Genomic DNA, 25,501 nt, shown 5'->3' with positions numbered 1-25,501 from the left:
GCCTAGTCATTCCGGTGCCAGACCTGTTCCGCGAACTGATAGCCGTACTCCGGGCGCCCCTTGACGCCGCTGGTGCGGAACGGCGCGCCGTGGTCGTCGATCCGTATCGTCCCCTCGCGGTCGCCGCTCGTCCAGTCGAGCTCCAGATACCAGCTGCAGTCGCAGCCGGACGTGCGGGCGTTGACCAACAGCACCTCCGGGTCCGTGTCGGACACGCGATACGGAAAGCGGACGGCGGGGATCGGCTCGCCGGCGTCGTTGCCGTCCGTCGGGACGGCCAGCGGACGGGCGGCGTCCAGGTTGACGGAGAAGGCGCGCGGGGTCAGGGAGCCGCCGCAGCCGTTGTCCATCGCGAAGGAGGACCAGGGCAGCGGGGCGCGCCGCCCCACCACCCGGACGTGCAGGGCCTGCAGCACGACGGCCGACTCGGAGCGGCCCTTCACCGTCGTCTCGACGTTCGTGGTGCCGCCGTGCACCGCGCCATGGGCTGACGCCCAGGCCGCGGCGTCCTGCTCGACGGGCGGCGGGGCGACCTGGGACGGAGGACGGTTGATGAGATAGCGGTGACCGCAGCCGTTCTCCCAGATGTGGGAGCGGGTGCTGACGGTCAGCGGGATGCCGCTGCCCGGCTTGTCGTCCCGGCCGCCGCCCGAGTCGCCGTCGCCGGCTCCGCCCTGCTTCGGCGAGGGGGAGGCAGACGCGCCGCCTCGCCGCCCGCCGCCCCGGGGTGAGGCCGACTCACGGCCGTCTGCCGTGTCGTCCTTCTTGAGCCCGCCCCGCGCGGTGGGCCGGGCCGGCGGTGCGGTGTCCGGCACGGTCGTGGAGGGCACGGGGGACGACGGTGAGGTGGCGGCCTCCTCCCGCTCGCCCCCGGTGGTCGACCGCACCTCCACGGCCGTAAGGGCGAGAACGGCCGCCGCGGCCGCCCCGAGCATCAGCCCCCACGGCCGGCTCCGCCAGGCGCGGAGCCCGACCGGCCGCCTACCCGCGCCGCCCACCGCCGGCACGGGCCGCAACGGCCCGCGGCCCGCAGCGCCCCGGGCCCTTCCCGCAGACCCCGCCGCGCGGCCGCCCGGACCATCGGGCGCGCGCCCGCCCTCCCGGTCGGTCCGCGGCGCCTCACCCTCCGCCGCACGCCGGGCACCGCCGGCATGCGCCGACTGCCGCTCGACCGACGGACCATCACCCCCGCGCGCCCCCGCCCCCGGGCCGGCAGCGCCCGCACGAGCGGCACCACCCCGGCCGCCCCCGGCCCTCGCGCCGCCCGCGGACTCCCCCGCTGCCGCGTCTTTGGCGGTGAGGGTTGTTGTGGTGGGGCTTTGGAGCGTGTCTTCGTTGGTGGTGTCGGCGCCTGGGCTGGCGGGATGCGGAGTCTTTCCGGGCTCGTGGCGGTCGACGTCGGCCGCGTCTTTGGCGGTGAGGGTTGTTGTGGTGGGGCTTTGGGGTGTGTCTTCGTTGGTGGTGTCGGCGCCTGGGCTGGCGGGATGTGGAGTCTTTCCGGGCTCGTCGCGGTCGACGTCGGCCGCGCCCTCGGCGGCGAAGGCCGCCTTGGTGCGCCCCTCGGGGGCGTCTCCCTCCACGATGGGGCCCTCCGCCGTGTCCCCCGCCTCGCTCGTACGGGCCCGCGACGGATCGGCCGTCGTGGCATAGGCTTCGCCCTCGCGCGTGGCCGCGCTGTTCGCCGACGACGCGTCAACCGCGCTGTCACGCCCGGCCCTCGGACCTTGATGATCCGACACGGCGGCGTCGGCGGCCGACAGGCCCCCGAGGCCGGTCGCGTCATCGGCACCGCTCTCCGACCCCCGTCCGATCGCCGACGCGGTCCCTCCCGCCCGCGCGGTGCCCGACCCCGCAGGGCCCGCTCCGGCGGCCTGCGTCGCCGGGTCGGGAGGACCGGCGGTCCGTCCAGCCGCATCCGGCGCCCCGACAGCCCGCGCCGCCGAGCCGCGCCTGGCGGCGGGACGCCCCGACGCGCCGTCCGGCGCGGTCGCTCGCCCGGTCCTGCCCCGGCCGGAGGCCGACCGTCTCGCCGTGTCCGCCAGGATCCACCGGCGATGCAAGGCGATCAGCTCCTCCGGCGTGGCTTCGCACAGCCGCGCGAAGCGCTCCACCACCGCGTACTCCGCGGGCACCGCGTCGCCGTTGCAATAGCGGTGCAGCGTCGACGTGCTGACGTGCAGCCGCTCGGCCAGCATGCCGTAGCTGCGGCCCGAACGGTCCTTCAGCCCGCGCAGACTCTCCGCGAACTCCGTGATCTCTTCCCCGCTGCTCACCTGAACCACCCCCCACGATTCCCTACACCGCCACTCGCGCTCAGGTTCCACCGTCCCGCGACCGCGTTCCAGGCTTTTGTTATTCCCCCAAGTCAGAGTACGTGTAGGCATTCCCGCGTCCCGGATGCCACGCCACCCGTAGCGGCCGTGGCTCGGCGGCGCACACGCTGGGGACCAGTCGCCGCGACCGCCGTGGCGCATCACAGACTCGGACCGCACAGACTCGGACCGCACAGACCCGGTCCACGCAGATCCGGCCCGCACAGACGCGGGCCGAAGAGACGGGAAGCACCTCATGCACAGGCATAAGCACAAGAGCTCTCCCCGCGCCGGCCTCGGCACCCGCGCCGGCCTCGCCGCCCTCGGCGCGGTCACCGCGGCCGCCGTGGCCGTCGTCGGGGCCGGACCGGCCCAGGCGAGCGTTCAGACGGTTCCGGCCCACCTGGTGCCCAAGGAGCTGCCGCCGCACCCGCAGTCGGACTGGTACGCGAGCGACGTCACCAAGGGCCTGCCGGAGAACGTTCCGTTCTGCGTCGAGCACACGCTGCCCTCGGCGGGCGCCACCCACCGGACGTTCTGGACCGAGTACGACACGGGCGCGAGCCAGATCGTCGTCAGGACCGGGACCGTGGACGCCGCCCGCAAGCTCGCCGCGGCCGCCGAGAAGAAGATCCGGAACTGCGCCGCCGACTGGGAGCGGGACCACCCGGAGGGCACCGCCTCCTGGCGGGACTACGGAGCGGTCCAGGCCGAGGACGGGGCCCACGTCTACGGCGTCCACACCTCGTACCCGGACTCGGAGCCCGGCATCCACCTCTACGGGGTGGGCCGCGACGGACGGACCGTGACCATCGTCCAGTGGGGCGAGATGGGCGGCTACGACCAGGCCCAGGTGGCCGACTTCAAGCACACCACGACGACCGCGGTCATCAAGCTCTACCAGGAGTAGCGCTCAGGGGGAGCAGCCACCGAAAGCGGCGCTCGCCCGGAGGCACCGCGTGTCGAGGGAACCGCGTCCAGCTGTGTCGGCTACGCGCACGCAAGGGGGGTGCGCGTCGTCGTCACGCTGGTGTGCGCGGTGCGCGACCAGGCCGTGACGGCCGCGGACGCCAGATCGGCGGTGGCGGTCGCGGTCATCGGGGTGGCGCTGCCAAGAGGGGGCAGGGGGGACGGGGGGGAGGGGAGCAGGGTGCCCGGGAGAGGGGGCGGCCCGGCGTTGGCGCCGGGCATCGCGGGTCGCCCTGCCCCCTCAGGCCTCCCGCAGCAGCACGGCGAGGTCGTGGTCGAGGTCCAGCCGTGAGCTCTCGCTGCCCTCGGGCACGAGGGCGTACGAGCGGTCGAGGAAAAGCCGGAGATCATCGGTGTCGAACTGGACCATGGCCATGCCCTCCGGGGCGTGGAACTCCAGGACGGTGCGGTGCGGGCCGCACGGCCACACCAGCACGTCGCCGCTGCCCGCCGGGCCCCGCAGCCCGGCGGTCAGCAGCTCACGCCCGAAGGTCCACTCGACCGCCTCCCCGTCCAAGGACGCGGCGGGCGGGAAGGAGACGCGCACGGCGAACGGGTCCTCGCGTTCGTAGCGCAGATATGCGGGGATTGCGCGTGCCTCGGGCGTCGACGCGATGAGGTGGGCCTGGACGGCTTGATCGATGACTGTGGTGGTCACAACGCCTGCTCCCTTGCGATCGGTGCGGGTCCTTGCCTCTCTCTACGCCTTTAAGACGTATGGGCGATCACCCCAGTGCACCCGCTGCGGACGTGACGTGTGTCACGACCATATTTTCGGGTGGAGATGCGACATTTAGGCTTGCGGAATCCACGCAAAGTCTCAGGTGCCGTGCTGAGCTGTTACAAAACCGCGGCCGCGGCGAGGCATCAATTCAGGGGTTGTTCCACCATGACCGAAGGTCCCGCAGCGCTCGACGCGGATACCTACATCCGGCTCCACCAAGATCACCATCCAGAGCTCGTCGCCTATGCACGCACCCTCATCGGCACTCCATGGCCGGCCGAGGACGCCGTTGCCGAGGCGTACTTTCTCGTGTGGCGGCGGCTGCGGTCCGGTGAGGCCGTCGGTGATGTCCCGGCCGCCCTGAAGGCCACCGTGCGGGACCTTGCCATGTCCGCGGCAAGCCGCGACCGCGCGCAGCGCGTCTCCTATGTCGACCTGCTCGCGCGCGTCATCGAGGAGCTGCCGCAGCGGTGGGTGAAGTTGCTGTGGCAGGCGGAAGCGGAGCGGCAGCCGCCGGTGGCGGAGACGGGCCGCCGGGCGGAGGCGGGCGCGAGCCCCGCCGCCGCGCTGGAGCGGGCCCGGGACGGCATGCGCCAGCACTTCCTGCGGGCTCAGCCGGGCAGCCCGGCCGACCCGGCCTGCGGGTGGTGCTGGGAGCGGCTGCCCGAGCACGTACGGGGTGCGGACTCGCCGTCCCAGGCGGAGCAGGTCGCGATCCATGCGGCCGGCTGTGCGGACTGCCGGGCGCGGGTGGAGCGGCTGATGGCGGCCGACGCCCGGCTGTCCGCGCTGGTGGGGCCGGCCCTGCTGCTTCTCCTGGGCCGCGGGACCACCGATTACCTGGTGCCGCTGGCCCGCGCGGGCGGCGCGGTGGCCGCCCTGTCGTCCCCGTCGTCGGGTGGCGCCCATGCGGGCCCGGCGGCCGAGACGCTGAAACTCCCGGCCCGGACGTCCGAGGCCGGCTCCCCGCGCCACCGGGCGCGCCGACGGGCGACCCGGTCCGGCCGGCCGGTCGCGGTCATCGCCGGGGCCGGTGCGCTGGCCCTCGCGGGGGCGGCGGTCGCGGCCGGGCTGGTGCTCACGGGCGGCGACTCGCCCGGGCCGGAGCAGCGTACGGCCTCGGCGCCCTCGTCGGCGTCGTCCTCGGGGGTGGCCGCGCCGCCGTGGGGAGAGGAGTCGACACGGTCGGACACGGCGGGACACGGGGCGCCGGGCTCCACCCCCTCCGGGCGCTCCACCGAGGACGCTCCCTCCGGCGGCGCCGACAACCAGTCGCCGGGGCGGTCGCCGTCCTCGTCGGCCTTGTCCTCTTCGCCGTCCGCTCCCGGCACGCCTGACACGCCTGACACGCCGCGGAGGAGCACACCGGCGTCCACGGCGCCGTCCACGGGCTCCGGAGGCGGCGGGAAGGCCCCGGCGAAGACCCCCACCCGGGCCCCGGCCACGCAGCCGACCCCGACGCGGACGCAGAGCGCCACGCCCAAGCCGACCCAGAGCCAGACCGCGACTCCCGAGCCGACCGCGACGTCGACCGAGCCGCCCGCCGCGGAGCCGAGTACATCGAACAAGCCCGACGACTCGGCCAAGCCGACCAAGGGGACCGAGCAGTCCCCGGCGCCCGGCCGTAGCGGCGGCGACGGCTGGGACAACGGCTAAGAGCTGTCCCATCATGCTGGGACAGTCCGGATTGCGAACACGGCATCCCAGGCGTGGTCCCGGCAGGCCGGGTCTCATCCTGGGGTAGACATGTTGCCCACCGGAATCTGCCGAGCAGAGGCTGTGCTTCACCTGCGGTGGAGTCCAGCTGCCACGAGTGTCCGGCCCGGAGGTGCGGACTGCCGTGGTTGACTCGACGGGGCGTCTTCCCGCCCTCTGTCCAGCTCAACGATGCTCGGCTGTCCGGGTTACGGACACTCGGAGAATTGTGAGACAAGTCCTTAAAGAGCGTTTTGTTCCACCAGGGGCGTTTGTCTGCAGTTTGGGTGGCGGGCCGCTTCGGGACAGCCGAGGGAGCGGATATCCATTGTGGTAGGTGCGGTAGGTGACGGCTTTGGAGAGCTCTATTCGCCTCCTTCGCTCCTGTCTGATCCCAACATGCCCCCAGTCACCCCTGTTTGCGTCCTATGGAGAGACGACGCGCGTCAGTACTACTGAGACATGTCTCGCCGACAGCGGCCTTATCCGAGTGACTTGTCCGACGCCCGTTGGGAACTTCTTGAGCCCACTCTGACAGCCTGGCGTGCCGAACGCAGAGGGAAAGGCTTAGACATAGGCCGGCCGCCCGAGCACGACCTGCGCCGGATCATGGACGCGATCCTCTACGTCGACCGGACCGGAATTCCCTGGCGTTACCTGCCCCACGACTTCGCTCCGTGGGAGACCGTCTACGGGTACTTCGCCGCCTGGCAGAAGGACGCGGTCTTCGACCATCTCAACGGCCTGCTCCGACGCCTCGTCCGCGAAGCCGAAGGCCGTGACGCCGAGCCGAGCGCCTGCGTGCTCGACGCCCAGAGCATCAAGACCTCAGCTAACGTGCCTGCGGCAGGTCAGGGCATCGACGCAGGCAAGAAGATCGCAGGCCGCAAACGCCACATCGGCGTCGACACACTCGGCCTCCTCCTGGCCGTACTGGTTACGGCCGCCAGCGTCTCCGACAATGCCGGTGGCATTCATGTGCTTTCGAGCATCGCCGCTGACCACCCGCGCATCACCAAAGCGTGGGTCGACAACGGCTACCGGACCAAAGTCATCGACCATGGTGCCCGCCTCGGCATTGATGTGGAAGTCACTCGCCGCGATCCCGCCCAGAAGGGCTTCAAGGTGATTCCGCGGCGTTGGGTTGTCGAGCGGACCTTCGGCTGGCTCATGCATCACCGCCGCCTGGCCCGCGACTACGAGGCCCTCCCTCACCGCTCCGAAGCCATGGTCCACCTCGCCATGATCGACCTCATGAGCCGTAGGCTCACTCGCGAATCGACCCCGAACTGGCGCCACGCGTGACCACGGTGTAAAGCACTGTCACGAGCTCGCCGGCCTATGCCGCAATACGCTGAATCGCTGGCCCACTACATCGACGCAATCATGCAGATGCGGCGTTGGTAGGCCGGCATGCTCACGCATCAGGGCAATGGCCTGCACGTTTCGACCGGCCGAAACGAGGCTGTCCACCTCCCGGCGGACCTCCGCGGACAGCCGTCCCACAAGGCGTTCTCCATACCTGCATTGAATCCCACGTGCCACCCTCTCGAGCGACCGTGACCTACTCAACTTCGCCGCCTCATCAAACGCCCCTGGCGGAACAAGACGCTCTTTGACTCTCACTACCATCGACACCAAACCGAGAGATCGCACCTAGATTCCTCACGCCTCGTCAAAGGCCTCGAGCAAGCGCTCGTACGCCAGCTTCGGCCGCAGGGCCGCGTCCCACGGCAGGGAATCGGCCGTGCGCGGAGGATAGATCTTGGTGTCGGCGGTGGAACCGTACCGGTCGGTGAATCCCCATGTGGAGAACGATGTGCAGTTCGGCTCCTCCAGGCAGACCCGCAGCTTGCCCGCCATCTCATCAGCCTGGGTCTGCTGCCCGTCCTCCTCGTCCTCACCTATGGGGACGTCCATCTCCGACACCCGCGCCTGAACCCCGAGCTCCGCCAGATCCCGCACATGGCTGCGGAAGGTCTCCGGGTCGATGCGGTCGCCGGGTGCGTACTCATGGTTCTGGAAACCCACGCCGTCGATCGGTACGCCGCGTTCCTTGAGCCGCTTGACCAGATCGTAAAGGGCGTCCCACCGCTCGCCTTCCTCCTCGACCCCGTACTCGTTGAGGAACAGCCGTGCCTTCGGATCGGCCCGGTGGGCGGCCCTGAACGCCTCGTCGATGTACTCCTCGCCCATGGCCTCGAACCACGGGCTCTGCTCGGAGCGCAGACCGAGATCCCCGTTGGTGTAGCTCTTCTCGTCGTCGGACATGGGCTCGTTGACCACATCCCATTCCGCGACCTTTCCCTTGAAGTGTCCGGCGACCATGGCGATGTGCCGGAGCATGGTCCGGCGCACCTCCTCGGGGTCGTCGTTCTCCCGCATCCAGTTGGGCAGAGCCTCGTGCCAGACGAGGGTGTGCGCGTGCACCTTCATGTCGTTTGCGCGGGCGAAGCGTACGAGTAGGTCCGCGTCGCGGAAGTCGTAGACGCCCCGGCGTGGGTGGAGGAACTATGGCTTGAACGCGTTCTCCGGAGTGAGCATGGAGAACTGGGCCCCCGCGAGCGCCCGGTAGCGTGAGTCGGTGAGCAGCGGGTTCTCGGCCAGGGCGGCGCCGACGTCGAACGGCCGCCCCACGTCTGCGGCCCGCGCACGCAGCGAGTCGTCGGACTGCTCCTGGCGTAGCTGCGGCGCCTTGATCACGCGGAGCGAGTCACCGCTCTCTGCCCGCGCGATCAGCTGCGTCAGACGCCATCCCTCGCGGCGCTCGTCTTCGCCCGCGTCCGCCTCCAGACCGAACCAGACAGTGCCCTCGGCGAACACCCCCGGGTCCTGCACGGTTCCCAGCCGCCGCCCGTCGGCTTTCACGCGGAAGGTGTCACCGATGCTCGACACGGCGAGCGTCACCGTCCCGGAGCAGCCGCAGTCGAAATCCTTGGAGGTGGCTGGCTCATCGCCCTCGCCGTCCCATATCTGTACCTTCACTTGTCCGTCAGCGGTCACGCCGACGCGGAGTGAGGGCCGCTCCTGCCGCCACTCGTCGTAGATGACCGGTACACGTCCGTACAGCCGCAGCCATGAGTCGCCGTCATCGTCACCCACACCGGACATGCGCGCGGTGACGGTGAAGTCGCCATCGGACCTAAGATGCGGGCCGGCCAGGTTCAGCGGGGGGTTGGGCTGGCCGCCGGAGGAGTCCTGCTCCACGATGTGCCGATCCAATGCGCTGACCCGCAGGATGTCGTTCCGCGCGGTGGTGCCCGGCATCTGCGTCCAGTCGTGGTTCCGCAGCAGGTCTTCGTCGTTTCCGCCGCCCGCGCCTTCGCCCTGCCCCGTACACCCGGCCGCCACCGCCATGACGAGCACCACGGCGGTCAGTCGCTGCCACGTCCCCCCACCAAGGCCCACGGTCCCTCCCACTCTCTTGTTCGAGACGAGATCAACGTCTCGAAACCGGGCCACAGTTCATCACACGTGAGGTACGGCGGCCTTGTGTGGCACGTCCCAGCTCGTGTGGCGGAGCGGACCCGGATCGTTGCGGCCTGCGCGGAAGGCGCATCGAACACGCGTGTGCCAGCGGACTTCAGCGTATCCACGGAGACGGTACGCAAGTACGCTCACTGTTCGCTGACCGGCGGATGGTGGGACTGGCGGACGAGCCGCGGCCGGGCCGCCACAAGTCAGAACTGGTACTCAGCGAGGCTGAGCGTACGGAGGTGACGCGCTGGTCGTGACAGGCGATGACGACCGGGCCGGGATCGGCGCCGGGGCTGTTGGTGTCGACATAGGTGATGCACTGCCTGCACGCCGACACCACGCCTGACGAGAAAGCCAAGCAGGCTCGGTGCCATCGCAGGCTCCTGCCCTCTCCGGCCGCGGACAGCCGGTCCCACAAGGCGTTCTCCATACCTGCATTGAATCCCACGTGCCACCCTCTCGAGCGACCGTGACCTACTCAACTTCGCCGCCTTATCAAACGCCCCTGGCGGAACAAAACGCTCTTTTAGCCGGGGCGGGTGGCCACCGGGGTGGTGCCGCGGGGCCCGGTCCGGCTGCCGCAGGGCCCGGCCCCGTCGCAGTACGGGGCGTTCGCGCTCGTCCCGCACCCGCACAGCGTCGCGCGGGTCTCCTGGCGGGTCCCCGCCGCGGTCTCGACCCGGAGGTCCCCGCGGACGAGGATCTGGCCCGAGGCCGTACGGGCGACCGCCGTGGGGCGGGCGGGGGCCTCGGTCTGGCCGTTGGCCATCCGGTAGCGGAGGGCGCCGGATGTGCACCGCCGGACGATCTCGGCGACGACGTCGGCGGGGGCGCCGTCGGGCTGGATCCACGGCTGCCGCCCGGGGTCGAAGACCTGGGGCAGCGCCCGGACGCACTCACCCGCGTGGAGACATCGCTCCACTTCGTAGTGGATGGTGACCATGGCTCCCACATACGGCTTCGAGCGTTCGACGTCCATGGCCGCCTCAGCCCCCGGCCCGGCTCTTGGGATCCGACAACCCGTCTGACGCGGGGTGGAACACGGGGTTTGACATACGCCACGCCTCCTCGTTCCCCCCGCCCCCACCATAGGAAGGCCCAACCGGTCCCGCGATTCGGCGTCCGGCGTCACTCGTCTGTGGACGGCGTCCCGCCAATGGGCTAGCTTCCGGCGCCATGAGGGACAAGAGGACCACCAAGGGGCTCAAGGCGTTCCAGAGGCTCAAGGGGCTCGCGGGGACGCTGAGACGCGCGGCAGCGGCCGGGCTGTGCGGCGCGGGGCTCGTGTCGGCCGTGGCCGCCGTGCCGGCGCGGGCCCAACAAGGGGGCGAGGAGGGCCTGTCGGGCGCGACATGGCGGCTGAAGGACAGCGGCAGCGACGCCCGGTTCCGCGGGCTCGCCGCCGTCAGCCGTACGACGGCGTGGGTGGCGGGCTCGAAGGGGACCGTGCTGCGTACGCACGACGGCGGACGCAGTTGGCGCAACGTATCGCCCCCGGGCGCCGAGGGGCTGGAGTTCCGGGACATCGAGGCGTTCGGCGTTCGGCGCGCGGTGGTGCTGGCGATCGGTGAGGGCGAGGCGTCCCGGGTCTTCCGTACGGACGACGCCGGCGCGACCTGGACGGAGAGCTTCCGCAACACCGATCCGCGCGCCTTTTACGACTGTCTGACTTTCTTCGACGCGCGCAACGGCATCGCGCTCAGCGACCCGGTCGACGGCAAGTACCGCGTCCTGGCGACCGGTGACGGCGGCCGCAGCTGGCGCGTGCTGCCCTCGGCCGGGATGCCCGCCGCGCAGCCGGGCGAGGCGGCGTTCGCGGCCGGCGGGCAGTGCCTGGTCAGCGCCGGGCGCCAGGACGCGTGGTTCGCCACCGGGGGCGCGGCCACCGCGCGCGTGTTCCACTCCGCCGACCGCGGCCGCACCTGGACGGTGGCCGACGCGCCGCTCCCGGCGGGCGACCCGGCGCGCGGCGTCTTCGCGCTCGCCTTCCGCGACGCCCGCACCGGCCTGGCCGTCGGCGGCGACTACCGGGCCGGGCAGCCGTCCCCGAAGGCGGCCGCCGTCACGGCGGACGGTGGGGCGGCCTGGACGGTGGCCGACGCGCCGCCGACCGCGTACCGCTCGGGCGTCACCTGGCTGCCGTACAGCCGCCGCACCGCCCTCGCGGTCGGTCCGACGGGCACGGATGTGACGACCGACGGCGGCCGCACCTGGCGCCCGGTGGACCAGGGCTCGTACGACACCGTCGACTGCGCCCCGGACCTGGGCTGCTGGGCGGCGGGCGAGCAGGGCCGCGTCGCCCGGCTGGAACCGGTCGGGAGGTGAGTCCGGGGAGGTGAGTCCGGCCGGGGGCGAGTCCGGCCGGGAGGTGCGTCAGGACGGCGGCTGCACGCGGTGGGCCGCGAGTTCGGGAGAGGTGTTCGTGGCCAGGAACTCGGTGATCCGGTACTCGCACAGGCCCGCGACCGAGAACGGGTCGGTCGCCACCAGCCGCTCGATCCCGGCGCGATCGTCGCCGACAGCCAGGATGATCCCGCCGTCCCGGGGGACCTTGCGGCCGGAGGCGATGATGTCGCCGGAGGCGTACAGCCCCTGCAGCCAGGCCACGTGGTCGGGGAGCGCGGCATCGATGCGATCGAGCGGCGCGGTGTAGGTCAGCTCCAATACGAACATGATCGCGATGCTAGTAACGTGGGGCACACCATGACCAGCACTTCCGACCCCCGGCCCGCCGCCGAGCCCCCCAGCTACGAGCTCCCGCCCGGCTGGCCCACGACCGAGGTGGAGGCGGCCGCCGTCCAGGAGCGGCTGCGCGGCTCCGTTCTGGTGGGCGGCGACCTGCACGCGCCGGGCAGCGGTACGGGCGCCGTCGTGGGCGTGGACGTCGCGTACGACGACGAGCGGGGCGTGGTCGCGGCGGCCGCCGTCGCGCTCGACCCGCGCGGCCTCGCGGTCGTGGGAGAGGCCACGGCGGTCGGCCGGGTCACGTTCCCCTATGTGCCCGGCCTGCTGGCGTTCCGCGAGATCCCGGCCGTCCTCGACGCGCTGGGCACCCTGGACCGCCTCGGCCACCGCCCCGACGTGGTGGTCTGCGACGGTTACGGCCTCGCCCACCCGCGCCGCTTCGGGCTGGCCAGCCATCTGGGGGTGCTCACCGGGCTGCCCACCATCGGCGTGGCCAAGAACCCCTTCACCTTCACCCACGACGCCCCCGGCCCGCGCCGCGGGCAGTGGTCACCTCTCCTGGACGGGGCGGAGGAAGTGGGCCGCGCGCTGCGCACCCAGGACGGCGTGAAGCCGGTCTTCGTCTCCGTCGGCCACCGGGTGACCCTCGCGGACGCCTGCGCGTACGCGCTGCACCTGGCCCGCGACTACCGGCTGCCCGAGACGACGCGGCGGGCCGACGCGCTGTGCCGCCGGGTGCTGGTGGGCGCGTGAGCCGCGCCCACCAGGCGCACTCGGGCTCACGGGTCATCCGCGCGCGACCCCCGTACGCGCGCGGTGTCGCTCAGCCGGCCGTCCGCCGTGTCTCCGCATGGAAGCAGCCGTACTCCACGGCGCGTACGTGCACCGCGGCCACCTCCGGATCGCGGTAGACCTCCGCCAGCCCCTCGTTGATGGTCCGATCCGCGCCTTGCAGCAGCAGCCCGCCGAGGATGTCGCCCTTGGCGGAGTACGCCCGCAGCACCCTCCGCTCGCCCGTCATGGCGTCCGGGTAGCCGCCGCCCGGCCAGCCGCCGCACTCCTCGACGTGGATGAAGACCGGGCCCACCTCGTTGTACGGGCCGGGCGTGGCGCCCGTCTCGAGCGCCCAGCGGCGCAGTGGGGCGTATGCGACGAGCGCGATGGTCTCGCCCGGCCGGCTGCGGCCCAGGCAGCAGCGCAGCGGGCTGTCGCCCTCCTCGTCGACCACGGTGCGCGGCGGGTTGCCCGCGTCGTCGCTGATCCGCAGCTGCTTCAGTACCTCGGGCGCGATGGCCCGGATCTCGTAGTTCTCGCTCATGCCGTCCATGCTGGTCGCCGGGGGCGGGTCGGCGCTGGCGGGATTCGGACGGCGCGCTCGGGCGGTGCGCTGGACCGGCGCCGACGCCGACGCGTACGGGGGCTTGACAGCGTGTTGGCGCTCCGTCAGATTCAGCCGCGAACATGGGACGTCCGACGTCCTGAATGACCGAAATATTCGTACGATCGTCAGAAGGCTAGGTCTCGATGAGTCTGCCGACCCCGCTCACCGGTGTCGTTCCGCCCCTGTGCACCCCGCTCACCCCCACCGGCGAGGTCGACACCCGCTCCCTCACCGCGCTCGCCGAGCGGCTGATCGGTGCCGGGGTCAGCGGCCTGTTCGTCCTCGGGTCCAGTGGCGAGGCCGCCTATCTGAGCGACCGTCGGCGGCGCGCCGTCCTGGAGACCGTGGCCGAGGCCGCGGCCGGGCGGGTGCCGGTGCTCGCCGGGGTGATCGACATGACCACCGAGCGGGTGCTCGACCACGCCCGTACGGCAGTGGAGTCGGGCGTGGACGGACTCGTCGCCACCGCTCCGTTCTACACCCGCACCCACCCGGTGGAGATCGCCGACCACTTCCGGCGCATCCGCGGCGGCGCCGGGCTGCCGCTCTTCGCGTACGACATCCCGGCCTCCGTCCACACCAAGCTCACCCCGGCCACCGTCCTCCCGCTCGCCGCCGAGGGCACGCTGGCCGGGCTCAAGGACAGCAGCGGGGACGACGGCGCGCTGCGCCGCCTCCTGGTCGAGGTGCGCCGGCGCGGGCTGCACACCTCCTTCTCGGTGCTCACCGGCTCCGAGCTGGCCGTGGACGGCGCCCTGCTGGCGGGGGTGCACGGCGTCGTCCCGGGCCTGGGGAACGTCGACCCGGCGGGCTTCGTACGGCTGTACGAGCACGCGCGGGCGGGCCGCTGGGAGCAAGCGGCGGCCGAGCAGGACCGGCTGGCCGCCCTCTTCGCCATCACCGACGTCGGCGACCCGGCCGCCATGGGAGGCAGCTCCTCCGCGCTCGGTGCCTTCAAGGCCGCCCTGCACCTGCTGGGCGTCATCGACTGCCCGGCCACCGCCCCTCCCCAGGTGCCGCTGGGGGACGCCGCTGTGAAGTCCGTCCGTCAACTTCTGGAAAACGGAGGCCTCTTGCCGTGACCACACCCCTGCCCTGGTACCGGGAAGTCTCCCTCCGGCAGTGGAAGGCGATGTTCGCCGCCTGGATCGGCTATCTGCTCGACGGCTTCGACTTCGTCCTGATCACGCTGGTCCTGACGGAGATAGCCGACGAGTTCGAGCTGAGCGACGCGTCGGCCGCCTCCCTGGTCTCCGGGGCGTTCATCACCCGCTGGCTCGGCGGCGCGCTGCTCGGTGCGCTGGGCGACCGCTACGGGCGCAAACCCGCCATGATCATCAGCATTCTGCTCTACTCGCTGGGCACCTTCGCCTGCGGCTTCGCGTGGAACTACTTCAGCCTGTTCACCGCCCGGCTGCTGATCGGCATGGGGATGGCGGGGGAGTACAGCGCGAGCGCGACCTATGTCCTGGAGAGCTGGCCGGCCCGGCTGCGCAACCGCGCCTCAGGTTTTCTGATCTCCGGCTTCGCGGGCGGCTCGATCATCGCCGCCGAGCTCTACAAGTGGGTGGTGCCCCACTGGGGCTGGCGCTGGCTGTTCTGGATCGGGGTGCTGCCGGTGTTCGTGGCGCTGTGGGTGCGGCGCGCGCTCCCGGAGGCCGGGGACTGGAGCGAGGCGACCGGCGGCGGGCCACGCCCGAACCCGTTCCGGCCGCTGTTCGCCGGGCGCCGCCGGGCCTCGCTGAACACGGCACTGGCCGTGGCCGCGAGCGTCGCGCTGTTCTGCGTCTTCACCCCGGTGGGGGAGGGGATGGTGTGGCCGCTGGCGCTGGTGGCGGCGGGCTGTCTGTTCGCCTTCGCCGCGCAGCTCGGCGGGCGCCGGCGCTGGGTGCTGTGCGTGGCGCTGATGTGCACCGTGTTCTGCGCGTTCCTCTACAGCTGGCCCATCCAGGCGCTGCTGCCCACCTATCTGAAGAAGGAGCTGGGCTACGCGCCGGGCGAGGTCACGGACATGATGTTCTACGCCGGGTTCGGGACCATGGTCGGCTGCTGGCTCGCCGGGTTCATGGGCGACTGGCTGGGCACCCGGCGCGCATACGCCTGGACCCTCCTGGCCTCGCTGGTCTTCGTCTTCCCGGTGTTCGCGGTGCAGGACAGCCTGGTGGGGCTCGGGGTGCTGCTCTTCTTCCTGCTCGCCCTCAGCCAGGGGATATCCGGGATCCTGCCCAAGTACATCGCGAGCCACTTCCCGACCGAGACCCGGGCCGCCTCGCTCGGCTTCGTCTACAACACCGGGGCGCTCGGCGGCGCGGTGGCGCCGGTGCTGGGCGCCCACCTGGCGGAGGGCATGTCCCTCGGACGGGCGCTGGCGGTGCTCACCTTCGGGCTCACCCTGGTGGTGATCGTGCTGGTCGGCGGCAATGTCCCACAGCGTCTTGCCCGGCTCACCGACCCGGAAGGACCTGATGACCACCTCGTGCCGGAGCGGCCGTTGTCGGGGGCTGCCGCTAGCGTGGAGAGGACCGGCTGAGGACCGGCGACCCGTGCCTCGTCCGGCGCCGCTGGTCAAATGCCTGGTGGGCCAGGTTTTCTGAGCGCCCGTCCGGTTATCCACAGGCTCGCCGTGGGGGCTTGTGGAATGCCGGGCGCATTCTTAGCATCAGCGGTGTTACAGCGGTAGTGTCATACGGTTTGGGGACGGCATGGCGGCGACAGAGCACGGCCCGTTGACGGGGGTGCGCGTGGTGGAGCTCGCGGGGATCGGGCCGGGCCCGTTCGCCGCCATGCTCCTCGCCGACCTCGGCGCCGACGTCGTCCGCGTCGACCGGCCCGGCGGCACCGGCGGGCTGAAGGTCGACCCGGCATACGACCTGGGCAACCGCAACAAGCGCTCCGTGCTGCTCGACCTCAAGACCGAGCCGGGCCAGGCGGCCGTGCTCGACCTCGTGGAGCGCGCCGACATCCTCATCGAGGGATTCCGCCCGGGCGTCGCCGAGCGCCTGGGAGTGGGCCCCGACGCGTGCCTGGCCCGCAACCCCCGGTTGATCTACGGCCGGATGACGGGCTGGGGCCAGCAGGGCCCGCTCGCCGACACCGCCGGCCACGACATCGGCTATATCGCGGTCACCGGCGCGCTCGGCATGATCGGCGCGGCGGACGGCCCGCCCGCCGCCCCCGCCAATCTCCTCGGGGACTACGCGGGTGGCGCGCTCTATCTGGTGATCGGCGTCCTCGCCGCCCTCCAGCACGCCCGTACCTCCGGCGACGGCCAGGTCGTGGACGCCGCGATCGTGGACGGCACGGCCCATCTGACCGCCGTGATCCACGGCATGATGGCGGCGGGCGGCTGGCAGGACCGGCGCGGCGCCAATCTCCTCGACGGCGGCTCCCCCTTCTACGGCACCTATGAGACCGCGGACGGCGGCTATATGGCCGTCGGCGCCCTCGAACCCAAGTTCTACGCCGAGTTCATCGAGCTCCTCGGGATCGCGGATCAGGCGCCGGGCCGCCGTGACTTCGACCGCTGGGGTGAGCTGCGCGCCCTCATCGCCGCCCGCTTCAAGCAGCGCACCCGCGAGGAGTGGACGGCTGTCTTCGCCTCGTCCGACGCCTGTGTCGCCCCCGTCCTCTCCCTCCGGGAGGCCCCCGGCCATCCTCACCTGGCCGCCCGCGCCACCTTCGTCGACCACGGCGGCATCACCCAGCCCGCCCCCGCCCCGCGGTTCTCCGCCACCCCGGGCGCGGTGCGCCGCCCGCCCGCCCGGCCCGGGGCGGACGCCGCCGAGGTGGCCCGCGACTGGGGCCTGCCGCCCTTCCCGCAGGAGAGCCCCTCGTGAGGCGCGTGCTCTCCGCCTGTCTCCGCCTGCCCGACCCCCGAAAGGCTGCTGACGTGAGCACCGAAGCGTACGTGTACGAGGCCATCCGCACCCCGCGCGGGCGCGGCAAGGCCGACGGGGCCCTGCACGGCACCAAGCCGGTGGATCTCGTCGTGGGCCTCATTCACGAGATCCAGCGGCGCCTGCCCGGGCTGGATTCGGCGGCGATCGACGACGTCGTGCTCGGTGTCGTCAGCCCCCTCGGGGACCAGGGCTCCGACATCGCGAAGGTCGCGGCCATCGCGGCCGGGCTCCCCGAGACGGTCGCGGGCGTCCAGGAGAACCGCTTCTGTGCCTCGGGCCTCGAAGCCGTCAACCTGGCGGCGGCCAAGGTCCGCTCCGGCTGGGAGGACCTGGTGCTGGCGGGCGGCGTCGAGTCGATGTCGCGGGTCAAGATGGGCTCCGACGGCGGGGCCTGGTTCGCCGACCCGATGACCAACTACGAGACCGGCTTCGTCCCCCAGGGCGTGGGCGCCGACCTCATCGCCACCGTCGAGGGCTTCTCCCGCCATGACGTCGACTCGTTCGCCTCGCTCTCGCAGGAGCGCGCCGCGCTCGCGTGGAAGGAGGGCCGCTTCGACCGCTCCGTCGTCCCGGTCCGCGACCGCTCGGGCCTCACGGTCCTCGACCGCGACGAGCACATCCGCCCGGGGACGACGCCCGAATCCCTGGCCGGGCTGAAGCCGTCCTTCGCCACGATCGGCGCGGCGGGCGGGTTCGACGCCGTGGCGCTGCAGAAGTACCACCGGATCGAGGCCATCGACCATGTCCACCACGCCGGAAACTCCTCCGGCATCGTGGACGGCGCGGCCCTCGTCGCCATCGGCAGCGCCGAGGTCGGCGAGCGCTACGGCCTCACGCCCCGCGCCCGTATCGTCTCCGCCGCGGTCTCCGGCGCCGACCCGACCATCATGCTGACCGGACCCGCGCCCGCCACCCGCAAGGCGCTGGCCAAGGCCGGGCTGACGATCGACGACATCGACCTGGTCGAGATCAACGAGGCCTTCGCGGCCGTCGTGCTGCGCTTCGCCAAGGACATGGGGCTCGGCATGGACAAGATCAACGTCAATGGCGGAGCGATCGCCCTGGGGCATCCGCTCGGTGCCACCGGGGCGATGATCCTGGGCACGCTCATCGACGAGCTGGAGCGGCGCGGGCAGCGCTACGGGCTGGCCACGCTCTGCGTCGGCGGCGGCATGGGCATCGCGACCGTGGTCGAACGCCTCTAGGCCCCAGCCGTCGGCCCGCCCCCCACGATTTCCCAGGGAGACCCGAACCATGAGCAGCCCCACCGCCGCGTCCACCATCCGCTGGGAGCGCAGCGACGACGGCATCGTGACCCTCGTCCTGGACGACCCCCACCAGTCGGCCAACACCATGAACGCCGCCTTCGTCTCTTCCCTCACCGCGGTCGCCGGCCGCCTGGAGGCCGAGCGGGACTCGATCCGCGGCATCGTCGTCACCTCCGCCAAGAAGACCTTCTTCGCGGGCGGCGACCTCAAGGACATGATCAAGCTCGGGCCGGGCGACGCCCAGCGGGCGTACGACACGAGCATGGAGGTCAAGCGCGGCCTGCGCCGCATCGAGACGCTCGGCAAGCCGGTCGTCGCCGCGATCAACGGCGCCGCCCTCGGTGGCGGCTTCGAGATCGCCCTCGCCTGCCACCACCGCGTCGCCCTCGACGCCCCCGGCTCCAAGATCGGCTGTCCCGAGGTCACCTTGGGCCTGCTCCCGGCCGGCGGCGGCGTCGCCCGTACGGTCCGGCTGCTCGGCGTCGCCGGCGCACTGCTCACGGTCCTGCTCGAGGGCCGGCAGTACGCCCCGCGGCGGGCGCTGGAGGCGGGCCTGGTGCACGAGGTCGCGGACTCCCCGGAGGAGCTGCTGGCCAAGGCCCGCGCCTTCATCGACGCCCACCCCGAATCGCAGCAGCCCTGGGACGTCAAGGGCTACAAGATCCCCGGCGGCACCCCCGCGCACCCGAAGTTCGCCGCCGACCTGCCCGCCTACCCCGCCAATCTGCGGAAGCAGCTGAACGGCGCCCCCTACCCGGCACCGCGCAACATCCTGGCCGCCGCCGTCGAGGGGGCCCAGGTCGACTTCGAGACCGCGCAGATCATCGAGGCCCGGTACTTCGTGGACCTGGTCACCGGCCAGACCGCCAAGAACATGATCCAGGCGTTCTTCTTCGATCTACAGGCGGTCAACTCCGGTGCCAGCCGGCCCGAGGGCGTCGCGCCGCGCCAGGTCCGCAGGGTGGGTGTGCTGGGCGCCGGGATGATGGGCGCGGGCATCGCGTACTCCTGCGCCAAGGCGGGCATCGACGTCGTCCTGAAGGACGTGTCGGAGGAGGCCGCCGCCAAGGGCAAGGCCTATTCCGAAGGGCTGCTCGACAAGGCCATCGCCAAGGGCCGTACGACCGAGGCCGAGCGGAGCGCGCTGCTCGCCCGCATCACCCCCACCGCCGACCCCGGCGGCCTCGCCGGGTGTGACGCGGTCATCGAGGCGGTCTTCGAGGACCCGGCGCTCAAGCACAAGGTCTTCCAGGAGATCGAGGGCATCGTCGCGCCCGACGCTCCCCCAAACTCCGTTCGGGGGTACCCCCTGCTGTGCTCCAACACCTCCACCCTCCCCATCACCCTGCTCGCGGAGGGTGTCCAGCGCCCCGGCGACTTCGTCGGGCTGCACTTCTTCTCGCCCGTCGACAAGATGCCGCTCGTGGAGATCATCAAGGGCGAGCGGACCGGCGACGAGGCCCTGGCCCGCGCCTTCGACCTGGTGCGGCAGATCCGCAAGACGCCGATCGTGGTCAACGACTCGCGCGGCTTCTTCACCTCGCGCGTCATCGGCCACTTCATGAACGAAGGCGTGGCGATGGTGGGGGAGGGCGTCGACCCGGCGTCCGTCGAGCAGGCCGCCGCCCAGGCCGGCTACCCCGCCAAGGTGCTGGCGCTGATGGACGAGCTGACCCTGACCCTGCCGCGCAAGATCCGCGAGGAGACCCGGCGGGCCGTGGAGGAGGCGGGCGGCACCTGGCGGCCGCACCCCGCCGACGCGGTCATCGACCGGATGGTCGAGGAGTTCGGGCGTCCGGGCCGCGCCGGGGGCGCCGGGTTCTACGCGTACGACGAGACGACCGGCGAGCGGACCGGTCTGTGGCCCGGCCTGCGTGCCCACTTCACCAAGCCGGATGTCGCGGTGCCGTTCGAGGACCTGAAGGAGCGGATGCTCTTCTCCGAGTCGCTCGACACGGTCCGGCTCCTGGAGGAGGGCGTGCTGACGTCGGTCGCCGACGCGAACATCGGCTCGATCCTCGGCATCGGCTTCCCCGGCTGGACCGGCGGCGTGCTTCAGTACATCAACGGCTACGAGGGCGGGCTGCCCGGCTTCGTAGCGCGCGCCCGCGAGCTCCAGGCCCGGTACGGCGACCGCTTCGCGCCCCCGGAGCTGCTGCTGGACAAGGCGTCGAAGGGGGAGCGGTTCACGGACTGACGGGGGCCTCCGGCTCGTCCTGCCCGTACCAGCCGCGCAGCTCGCTCTTCATCGACCGCTGGAAGGCGATCACCAGGGCCTGCACCACCAGCGGCTGCATATGTGCCGACAGCGACTTCTTGGCCTTGACCCGCTCGGCGCCGGACGGGCCGGACCCGTCGTGGTCCGGCCCCCACACCTCGTCGCGGAAGAGCCTGCTCAGTTCGCGGGCCGCGGACCGGGTGTGTTCGAGGACGACCGTATGGGCCGCCAGAATGGTCTCCAGCGCGATCGGCACCTCCAGCAGCCGCAGGCCCAGGTGCAGCACGCCGGGGTCGATACGGAAGACGTCCGGGTCTTCGGTGCGTTCCAGCACGTTCAGCGCGGCCAGCCGGTCGATGTCCTCCTCCGGCAGCGGGCGCCCGGCCCGCCGCGCCAGCTGCTCCCGGGTGGCCTCCTCCGGCGCGTCGGGAGCCCAGGAGGCCACCAGGGCGCGGTGGATGGCCAGGTCGTCCGCGCTGAGGTCGGGCGGCAGCTGTCGCAGATAGCGCTCGATGGCGGACAGGGTCATGCCGTGGTGCTGGAGTTCCTCGATCAGCGCGAGGCGGGAGAGGTGTTCGGGGCCGTAGCGGCCGACGCGGCGCGGGCCGAGCTCGGGCGGCGGCAGCAGCCCGCGGGTGCCGTAGAAGCGCACCGTACGGACCGTCACCCCGGCGCGGGCCGCCAACTCGTCGACGGTGAGTGTCGGTTCCTCGGTGTCGGTGGTGGCCGTGTCGGGGGTAGCCATGCGCCGTGCCTCGCTCTCCGCCCCGCTGCACGATCGGGTCCGTCGGTCGGGTTCATCGGTCGGTTCTCCAGTATTGCTGTCTCACCATCGGTGTGAAGCCCCTCCTCCGGCGACCCCCTTCCCGCGCACCTGTTGACGCCGCAGGAGTCACTGCATAGCGTGCGGTGCTGTTCAACTGTGTTGGTTTTCTTCCGAATCTGTGAGGTGGGGTCGGAGTGAGCACAGGGCACAGCAGACACAACAGACGGGGCCTCAGCAGGCTGCTCGGCGCGGTGCTGGCGATGGCCACGGTCGCCGGGCTGAGCCTCACCACGGCGGACACGGCCCTGGGCAGAGCACCGGACGCGGGCAAGTTCCCGGCCGATGTGCACACGTATCTCGAAGACCCGGAGATGACCGGCGAGGGGCAGGAGCCCCCGCACACCCTGCTGCGGCCGGACGGGGCGAACCGGAAGAAGTGGCAGCGCAGCCTGGACGGCACCTGGCGGTTCGCCATCGCCGACCGGCCCGAGGACGCGCCGCAGGGCTTCTGGAAGCGGGACTACGACGCATCCGCCCCGTCCGCCGCATCCGCCCCGTCCGCCGCATCCGCCACGTATGCCGCCTCCGCCTGGAAGAGCGTCCAGGTCCCGCACACCTGGCAGACCGACGATCTCGACCACCCCCTCTTCCGGAACGTCCAGAGCGAGATGGTCCCCGACGCGCCGCCGAAGGTCCCGCGTGACACCAACCCCACCGGCGCGTACCTCCGCGACTTCCAGGTGCCGGAGAGCTGGGACGGCCGGCGCCAGGTGATCCGCTTCGACGGGGTGACCTCGGGCTCGTTCCTGTGGATCAACGGCCGGTACGTCGGCTATGACCAGGGCGGCTATGTGCCCGCCGAGTTCGATGTGACCGACTATCTGCACCCGGGCATCAACCGCGTCGCCGTCCAGGTGCACCGCTGGAGCGCGGGTTCGTACCTCGAGGACTACGACCAGTGGCGCTACGCGGGCATCTTCCGCTCCGTCACGCTGTACTCCACACCCAAGACCCGCATGGAGGACGCGTACGTCACCACCGACCTCGACGACGACTACCGGGACGCGACCCTGCGGGCCGAGGTCGAGATCGCGCGCGCGGACGGCAACAAGAGCGGCCCGCACCAGGTCAGCGGAGTCCTCTACGACCCCAAGGGCCGCGCGGTGCGGCGGCTGACCGCCGAGGAGACCGACGGCAAGGCCGAGCTGACCGCCCGAATAAGCGACCCCGCCAAGTGGTCGGACGAGGCGCCGAACCTCTACCGGCTGGAGCTGACCCTGCGCGACCCCACCGGGCAGGCGGTGCAGACCATCAGCCAGAACGTCGGATTCCGCGAGATCGCGGTCAAGGACAAGCAGCTCAAGCTGAACGGCAAGCGCATCCTGATCCGCGGCGTCAACCGGGCCGAGACCGACCCGGCCACCGGGCGGCACGCCACCCGCGCCCGCATGGAGCAGGACATCCGGCTGATGAAGCGGCTGAACGTCAACGCGATCCGCACCTCCCACTACCCGTCGGACCCCTACCTCTACGAGCTCGCCGACCGCGAGGGCATCCTCATCGACGACGAGATGGAGGTGGAGACCCACAGCCACGAGAACTGCCCCGACAACTGCCTGGCCGAGCGGCCCGAATGGCAGAAGGCGTTCCTCGACCGCCACCAGGGCATGGTCGAGCGCGACAAGAACCACCCCAGCGTCATCATGTGGGACACCGGCAACGAGGCCGGGCTCGGCAAGGCCCACTACGCCATGGCGGAGTGGACCCGGCTCCACGAGCCCACCCGGCCGCTCTACCACCAGTCCAACCGGCCCGACGGCGACGCGCCCTTCGCCGATATCGCCGGACCCCGCTATCCGACCCCGGCCTCCCTGGAGGCCAAGGCCAAGACGTTCACCAAGCCCATCGTGATGGGCGAGTACGCCCACGCCATGGGCAACAGTCTGGGCAACTTCCGGGAGTTCTGGGAGGTCATGCGCGCCTACCCGAACGCCCAGGGCGGTTTCATCTGGGACTGGGCCGAGCAGAACATCCGCCGCCCGCTGATCACCACCCCCGACTCCTCCGGCAACCGCATCGCCGCCAGTTTGTCCGGCAAGCCCCAGGTCGTCGCCGGCAAGAGCGGCAAGGCGCTGTACCTGTCCGGCCTGGACGACTTCGTCGAGGTCTACCGCGACCCGAAGCTCGACCTCACCGGCGCCTCCGTCACCCTCGACGCCCAGGTCAAACCGGCCGACACCTGGACCGGTGACTTCACCGTCGTGAGCAAGGGGGACCAGTACGTCCTGCGGATGAAGGACCAGGACACCCTGGAGTTCACCCTCACCGGCGAGGGCAAGCCGCGCACCGTCACCGCCCCCGTCCCCGACGGCTGGACCGGCGCCTGGCACCGGGTCACCGGCACCTACGACGGCAGCCGGCTGACCCTGTACGTGGACGGCAAACCGCTCGCCGACACCCCCTGGACCGGCCGCATCGACTACACCGGCTTCGACCTCGGCGTCGGCCGCAACACCGACACCATGGAGGACGGCTACGCCGGACGCACCGCCAAGGGCACCGTCGACCAGGTCCGCGTCTACGGCACCGCGCTCACCGCCGGGCAGCTCGCCGCGGGCGAGGACCCCAAGCGCGAGGCGCTGATCGCCCTGGACTTCGACGACTTCACCCGTAAGGGCAGCTATCTCTCCTACGGCCTGTACGAATCCGGCGTGGACGGGCTGGTCACCGCCGACCGCGACCCGGAGCCGGAGACCGCCCAGCTCGCCTGGGTGCAGGCGCCCATCCGGATCACCGCCCCCTCCGGCACCGACCCGCGCTCCGGTCAGGTGAAGGTCACCAACGAGCGCGCCTTCACCGGCACCTCCGACCTCAGGCTGCGCTGGAAGGTCACCCAGGGCGCGCAGACCGTCGCGAGCGGAACCCGCGCGCTGGACGTCGGCCCCGGCGACAGCGCCGACATCCAGCTGCCCGCCCCGCCCGCCAACCACGGTGGATACGAGCGGTACCTCACCGTTCAGGCCGTCACCGCCCAGGACACCGACTGGGCGAAGGCCGGACACCCCGTGTCGTTCGGCCAGTTCGCGGTGGGTGGCGACAAGGTGCCGGAACCGGCCGCCCCCGCGAGCGCCGACCGCCCGGCCACGGCCGACGACGGCGCCGAGAGCGTGGCGGTGACCGGCGAGGGCTTCCGCTACACATTCGGCAAGAAGGACGGCACGCTCACCTCCATGCGGGTCGGCGGCCGCGAGCTGCTGCGCTCCGGCCCCGAGCTGGACGCCTGGCGCGCCCCGATCAGCAACGAACGCTCCGACTGGGGCACCGCCGAGGGCAAGCGGTGGCGCGCCCTCGGGCTCGACCGGCTGCGTACCACCGTGGACGGGGTGGACGTGAGCCCGGCGGACGACGGCACGGTCACCGTCACCGTCCGCTCCACCGCCGCCGCGCCCGATGTGACCGGGGCGTCCTTCGAGCAGACCGTCGACTACCGGGTCGACGGCTCCGGTGAGATCGGCGTCCGGCACCGGGTCGAGGCGCGCGGCGAGTTCCGTACGCTGTCGTATCTGCCGCGCATCGGCCTGAAACTGCGGGTGCCCGAGCGGTACGACACCTTCCGGTGGTACGGCCGCGGCCCTGTGGAGAACTTCGACGACCGTAAGGACGGCACCCCCATGGGCGTGTGGTCCAGCTCCGTCCAGGACCAGTACGTCGAATACCTCAAGCCCCAGGACCACGGCAACCACGACGACGTCCGCTGGGCCTCGCTCACCGACGGCGGCGGCCGCGGGCTGCTGGTCTCCGGCGACCTGGAGGCGGGCGCCACCGCGTACGACGAGCTCGACCGCGCCGCCTACCCGCACCTCCTCAAGCGCAACGCGGGCTGGCACACCCTGCACGCCGACCACGCGGTCACCGGAGTCGGCGACACCCCCAACCCGGTCCGCGAGCAGTACCGGGTCAGGGCGGACCAGCCATACGACTACACCCTGACGCTGCGCCCGCTCACCGGAAAGGAGGACACGTCGAACAGGTGAACGTCTTGTGTCCCCGCCCGATCGGCGCTTTCGTAGGAAGACACATGAGTGAACGCGGCACCGGGGGGACGGG

General features: G+C 71.8%; 19 protein-coding genes and 1 pseudogene. 11 read left to right on the top strand and 9 right to left on the bottom strand.

All coding sequences use genetic code 11. The features are described from left to right. Positions 1 to 2 precede the first annotated feature (2 nt). Positions 3 to 2,273 (bottom strand): helix-turn-helix domain-containing protein, encoded by a 2,271-nt coding sequence (locus tag ACWY4P_RS11385; protein WP_456210347.1) that lies wholly within the window; start codon positions 2,271 to 2,273, stop codon positions 3 to 5. A gap of 295 nt (positions 2,274 to 2,568) precedes the next feature. On the opposite strand from ACWY4P_RS11385, the gene ACWY4P_RS11380 reads away from it, so the two are divergent. Further along, positions 2,569 to 3,222, top strand: a complete 654-nt coding sequence (locus ACWY4P_RS11380; RefSeq protein ID WP_456210345.1) for a hypothetical protein — start codon at positions 2,569 to 2,571, stop codon at positions 3,220 to 3,222. Between the two features lie 80 nt (positions 3,223 to 3,302). On the opposite strand, the gene ACWY4P_RS11375 is transcribed toward ACWY4P_RS11380, so the two are convergent. After that, entirely contained in the window at positions 3,303 to 3,503 is a 201-nt protein-coding gene (locus ACWY4P_RS11375; RefSeq protein WP_456210343.1) for a hypothetical protein, read from the bottom strand. A 19-nt stretch (positions 3,504 to 3,522) separates the two neighbouring features. Continuing rightward, on the bottom strand, positions 3,523 to 3,939 hold the full coding sequence (ssgD, locus tag ACWY4P_RS11370) for a spore wall synthesis regulator SsgD (RefSeq protein ID WP_456210341.1): 417 nt from the start codon (positions 3,937 to 3,939) through the stop codon (positions 3,523 to 3,525). A gap of 231 nt (positions 3,940 to 4,170) precedes the next feature. On the opposite strand from ssgD, the gene ACWY4P_RS11365 reads away from it, so the two are divergent. Both ACWY4P_RS11365 and ACWY4P_RS11360 read left to right on the top strand, forming a co-directional pair. Continuing rightward, positions 4,171 to 5,661, top strand: a complete 1,491-nt coding sequence (locus ACWY4P_RS11365) for a hypothetical protein (RefSeq protein WP_456210339.1) — start codon at positions 4,171 to 4,173, stop codon at positions 5,659 to 5,661. 501 nt (positions 5,662 to 6,162) lie between these two features. Continuing rightward, a complete protein-coding gene (locus ACWY4P_RS11360; RefSeq protein WP_456210337.1) occupies positions 6,163 to 7,005 on the top strand; it encodes an IS5 family transposase in 843 nt (280 codons plus the stop codon). A 360-nt stretch (positions 7,006 to 7,365) separates the two neighbouring features. Here the strand turns inward: ACWY4P_RS11360 and ACWY4P_RS11355 are convergent. The 3 genes and pseudogenes from ACWY4P_RS11355 to ACWY4P_RS11345 form a co-directional block, all read right to left on the bottom strand. Beyond that, positions 7,366 to 8,148: pseudogene (locus tag ACWY4P_RS11355) on the bottom strand (endo-1,4-beta-xylanase); the annotation flags it as partial. A 63-nt stretch (positions 8,149 to 8,211) separates the two neighbouring features. Continuing rightward, positions 8,212 to 9,069 (bottom strand): hypothetical protein, encoded by an 858-nt coding sequence (locus ACWY4P_RS11350; protein ID WP_456210335.1) that lies wholly within the window; start codon positions 9,067 to 9,069, stop codon positions 8,212 to 8,214. Between the two features lie 634 nt (positions 9,070 to 9,703). Then, positions 9,704 to 10,156, bottom strand: a complete 453-nt coding sequence (locus ACWY4P_RS11345) for a (4Fe-4S)-binding protein (RefSeq protein WP_456210333.1) — start codon at positions 10,154 to 10,156, stop codon at positions 9,704 to 9,706. A gap of 197 nt (positions 10,157 to 10,353) precedes the next feature. Between ACWY4P_RS11345 and ACWY4P_RS11340 the strand changes: the two genes are divergently transcribed. Beyond that, a complete protein-coding gene (locus ACWY4P_RS11340) occupies positions 10,354 to 11,502 on the top strand; it encodes a WD40/YVTN/BNR-like repeat-containing protein (protein ID WP_456210331.1) in 1,149 nt (382 codons plus the stop codon). 48 nt (positions 11,503 to 11,550) lie between these two features. Here ACWY4P_RS11340 and ACWY4P_RS11335 read toward each other — a convergent pair whose 3' ends face one another. Next, entirely contained in the window at positions 11,551 to 11,850 is a 300-nt protein-coding gene (locus tag ACWY4P_RS11335; RefSeq protein WP_456210329.1) for a YciI family protein, read from the bottom strand. Between the two features lie 30 nt (positions 11,851 to 11,880). On the opposite strand from ACWY4P_RS11335, the gene ACWY4P_RS11330 reads away from it, so the two are divergent. Continuing rightward, entirely contained in the window at positions 11,881 to 12,615 is a 735-nt protein-coding gene (locus tag ACWY4P_RS11330) for an endonuclease V (RefSeq protein WP_456210327.1), read from the top strand. Positions 12,616 to 12,685: 70 nt separating this feature from the next. Here ACWY4P_RS11330 and ACWY4P_RS11325 read toward each other — a convergent pair whose 3' ends face one another. Beyond that, the gene (locus tag ACWY4P_RS11325) at positions 12,686 to 13,180 is read right to left on the bottom strand and encodes a DUF1203 domain-containing protein (protein ID WP_456210325.1); all 495 of its coding nucleotides are present in this window, start codon (positions 13,178 to 13,180) and stop codon (positions 12,686 to 12,688) included. 206 nt (positions 13,181 to 13,386) lie between these two features. Between ACWY4P_RS11325 and ACWY4P_RS11320 the strand changes: the two genes are divergently transcribed. The 5 genes from ACWY4P_RS11320 (at position 13,387) to ACWY4P_RS11300 (ending at position 20,607) form a co-directional block, all read left to right on the top strand. Next, the gene (locus tag ACWY4P_RS11320) at positions 13,387 to 14,325 is read left to right on the top strand and encodes a dihydrodipicolinate synthase family protein (RefSeq protein WP_456210323.1); all 939 of its coding nucleotides are present in this window, start codon (positions 13,387 to 13,389) and stop codon (positions 14,323 to 14,325) included. 50 nt (positions 14,326 to 14,375) lie between these two features. After that, the gene (locus ACWY4P_RS11315) at positions 14,376 to 15,773 is read left to right on the top strand and encodes a sialate:H+ symport family MFS transporter (RefSeq protein WP_456212886.1); all 1,398 of its coding nucleotides are present in this window, start codon (positions 14,376 to 14,378) and stop codon (positions 15,771 to 15,773) included. Between the two features lie 172 nt (positions 15,774 to 15,945). Continuing rightward, positions 15,946 to 17,079 carry a CaiB/BaiF CoA transferase family protein gene (locus ACWY4P_RS11310; RefSeq protein WP_456210322.1) on the top strand — a complete coding sequence of 378 codons (1,134 nt, stop codon included), beginning with the start codon at positions 15,946 to 15,948 and terminating at the stop codon, positions 17,077 to 17,079. 53 nt (positions 17,080 to 17,132) lie between these two features. Further along, positions 17,133 to 18,347, top strand: a complete 1,215-nt coding sequence (locus ACWY4P_RS11305) for an acetyl-CoA C-acetyltransferase (protein ID WP_456210320.1) — start codon at positions 17,133 to 17,135, stop codon at positions 18,345 to 18,347. Positions 18,348 to 18,396: 49 nt separating this feature from the next. Further along, on the top strand, positions 18,397 to 20,607 hold the full coding sequence (locus tag ACWY4P_RS11300) for a 3-hydroxyacyl-CoA dehydrogenase NAD-binding domain-containing protein (protein WP_456210318.1): 2,211 nt from the start codon (positions 18,397 to 18,399) through the stop codon (positions 20,605 to 20,607). Here the strand turns inward: ACWY4P_RS11300 and ACWY4P_RS11295 are convergent. After that, entirely contained in the window at positions 20,597 to 21,373 is a 777-nt protein-coding gene (locus tag ACWY4P_RS11295) for a MerR family transcriptional regulator (RefSeq protein ID WP_456210316.1), read from the bottom strand. The two genes, ACWY4P_RS11300 and ACWY4P_RS11295, sit on opposite strands and share 11 nt — an antisense overlap. A gap of 215 nt (positions 21,374 to 21,588) precedes the next feature. On the opposite strand from ACWY4P_RS11295, the gene ACWY4P_RS11290 reads away from it, so the two are divergent. Continuing rightward, positions 21,589 to 25,428, top strand: a complete 3,840-nt coding sequence (locus ACWY4P_RS11290; RefSeq protein ID WP_456210314.1) for a glycoside hydrolase family 2 TIM barrel-domain containing protein — start codon at positions 21,589 to 21,591, stop codon at positions 25,426 to 25,428. Positions 25,429 to 25,501 lie beyond the last annotated feature (73 nt).

The organism is Streptomyces sp. LZ34, from assembly GCF_053890475.1.
The sequence above is the reverse complement of the archived record's forward strand: the minus strand, read 5'-3'. Positions and strand labels throughout refer to the sequence as shown.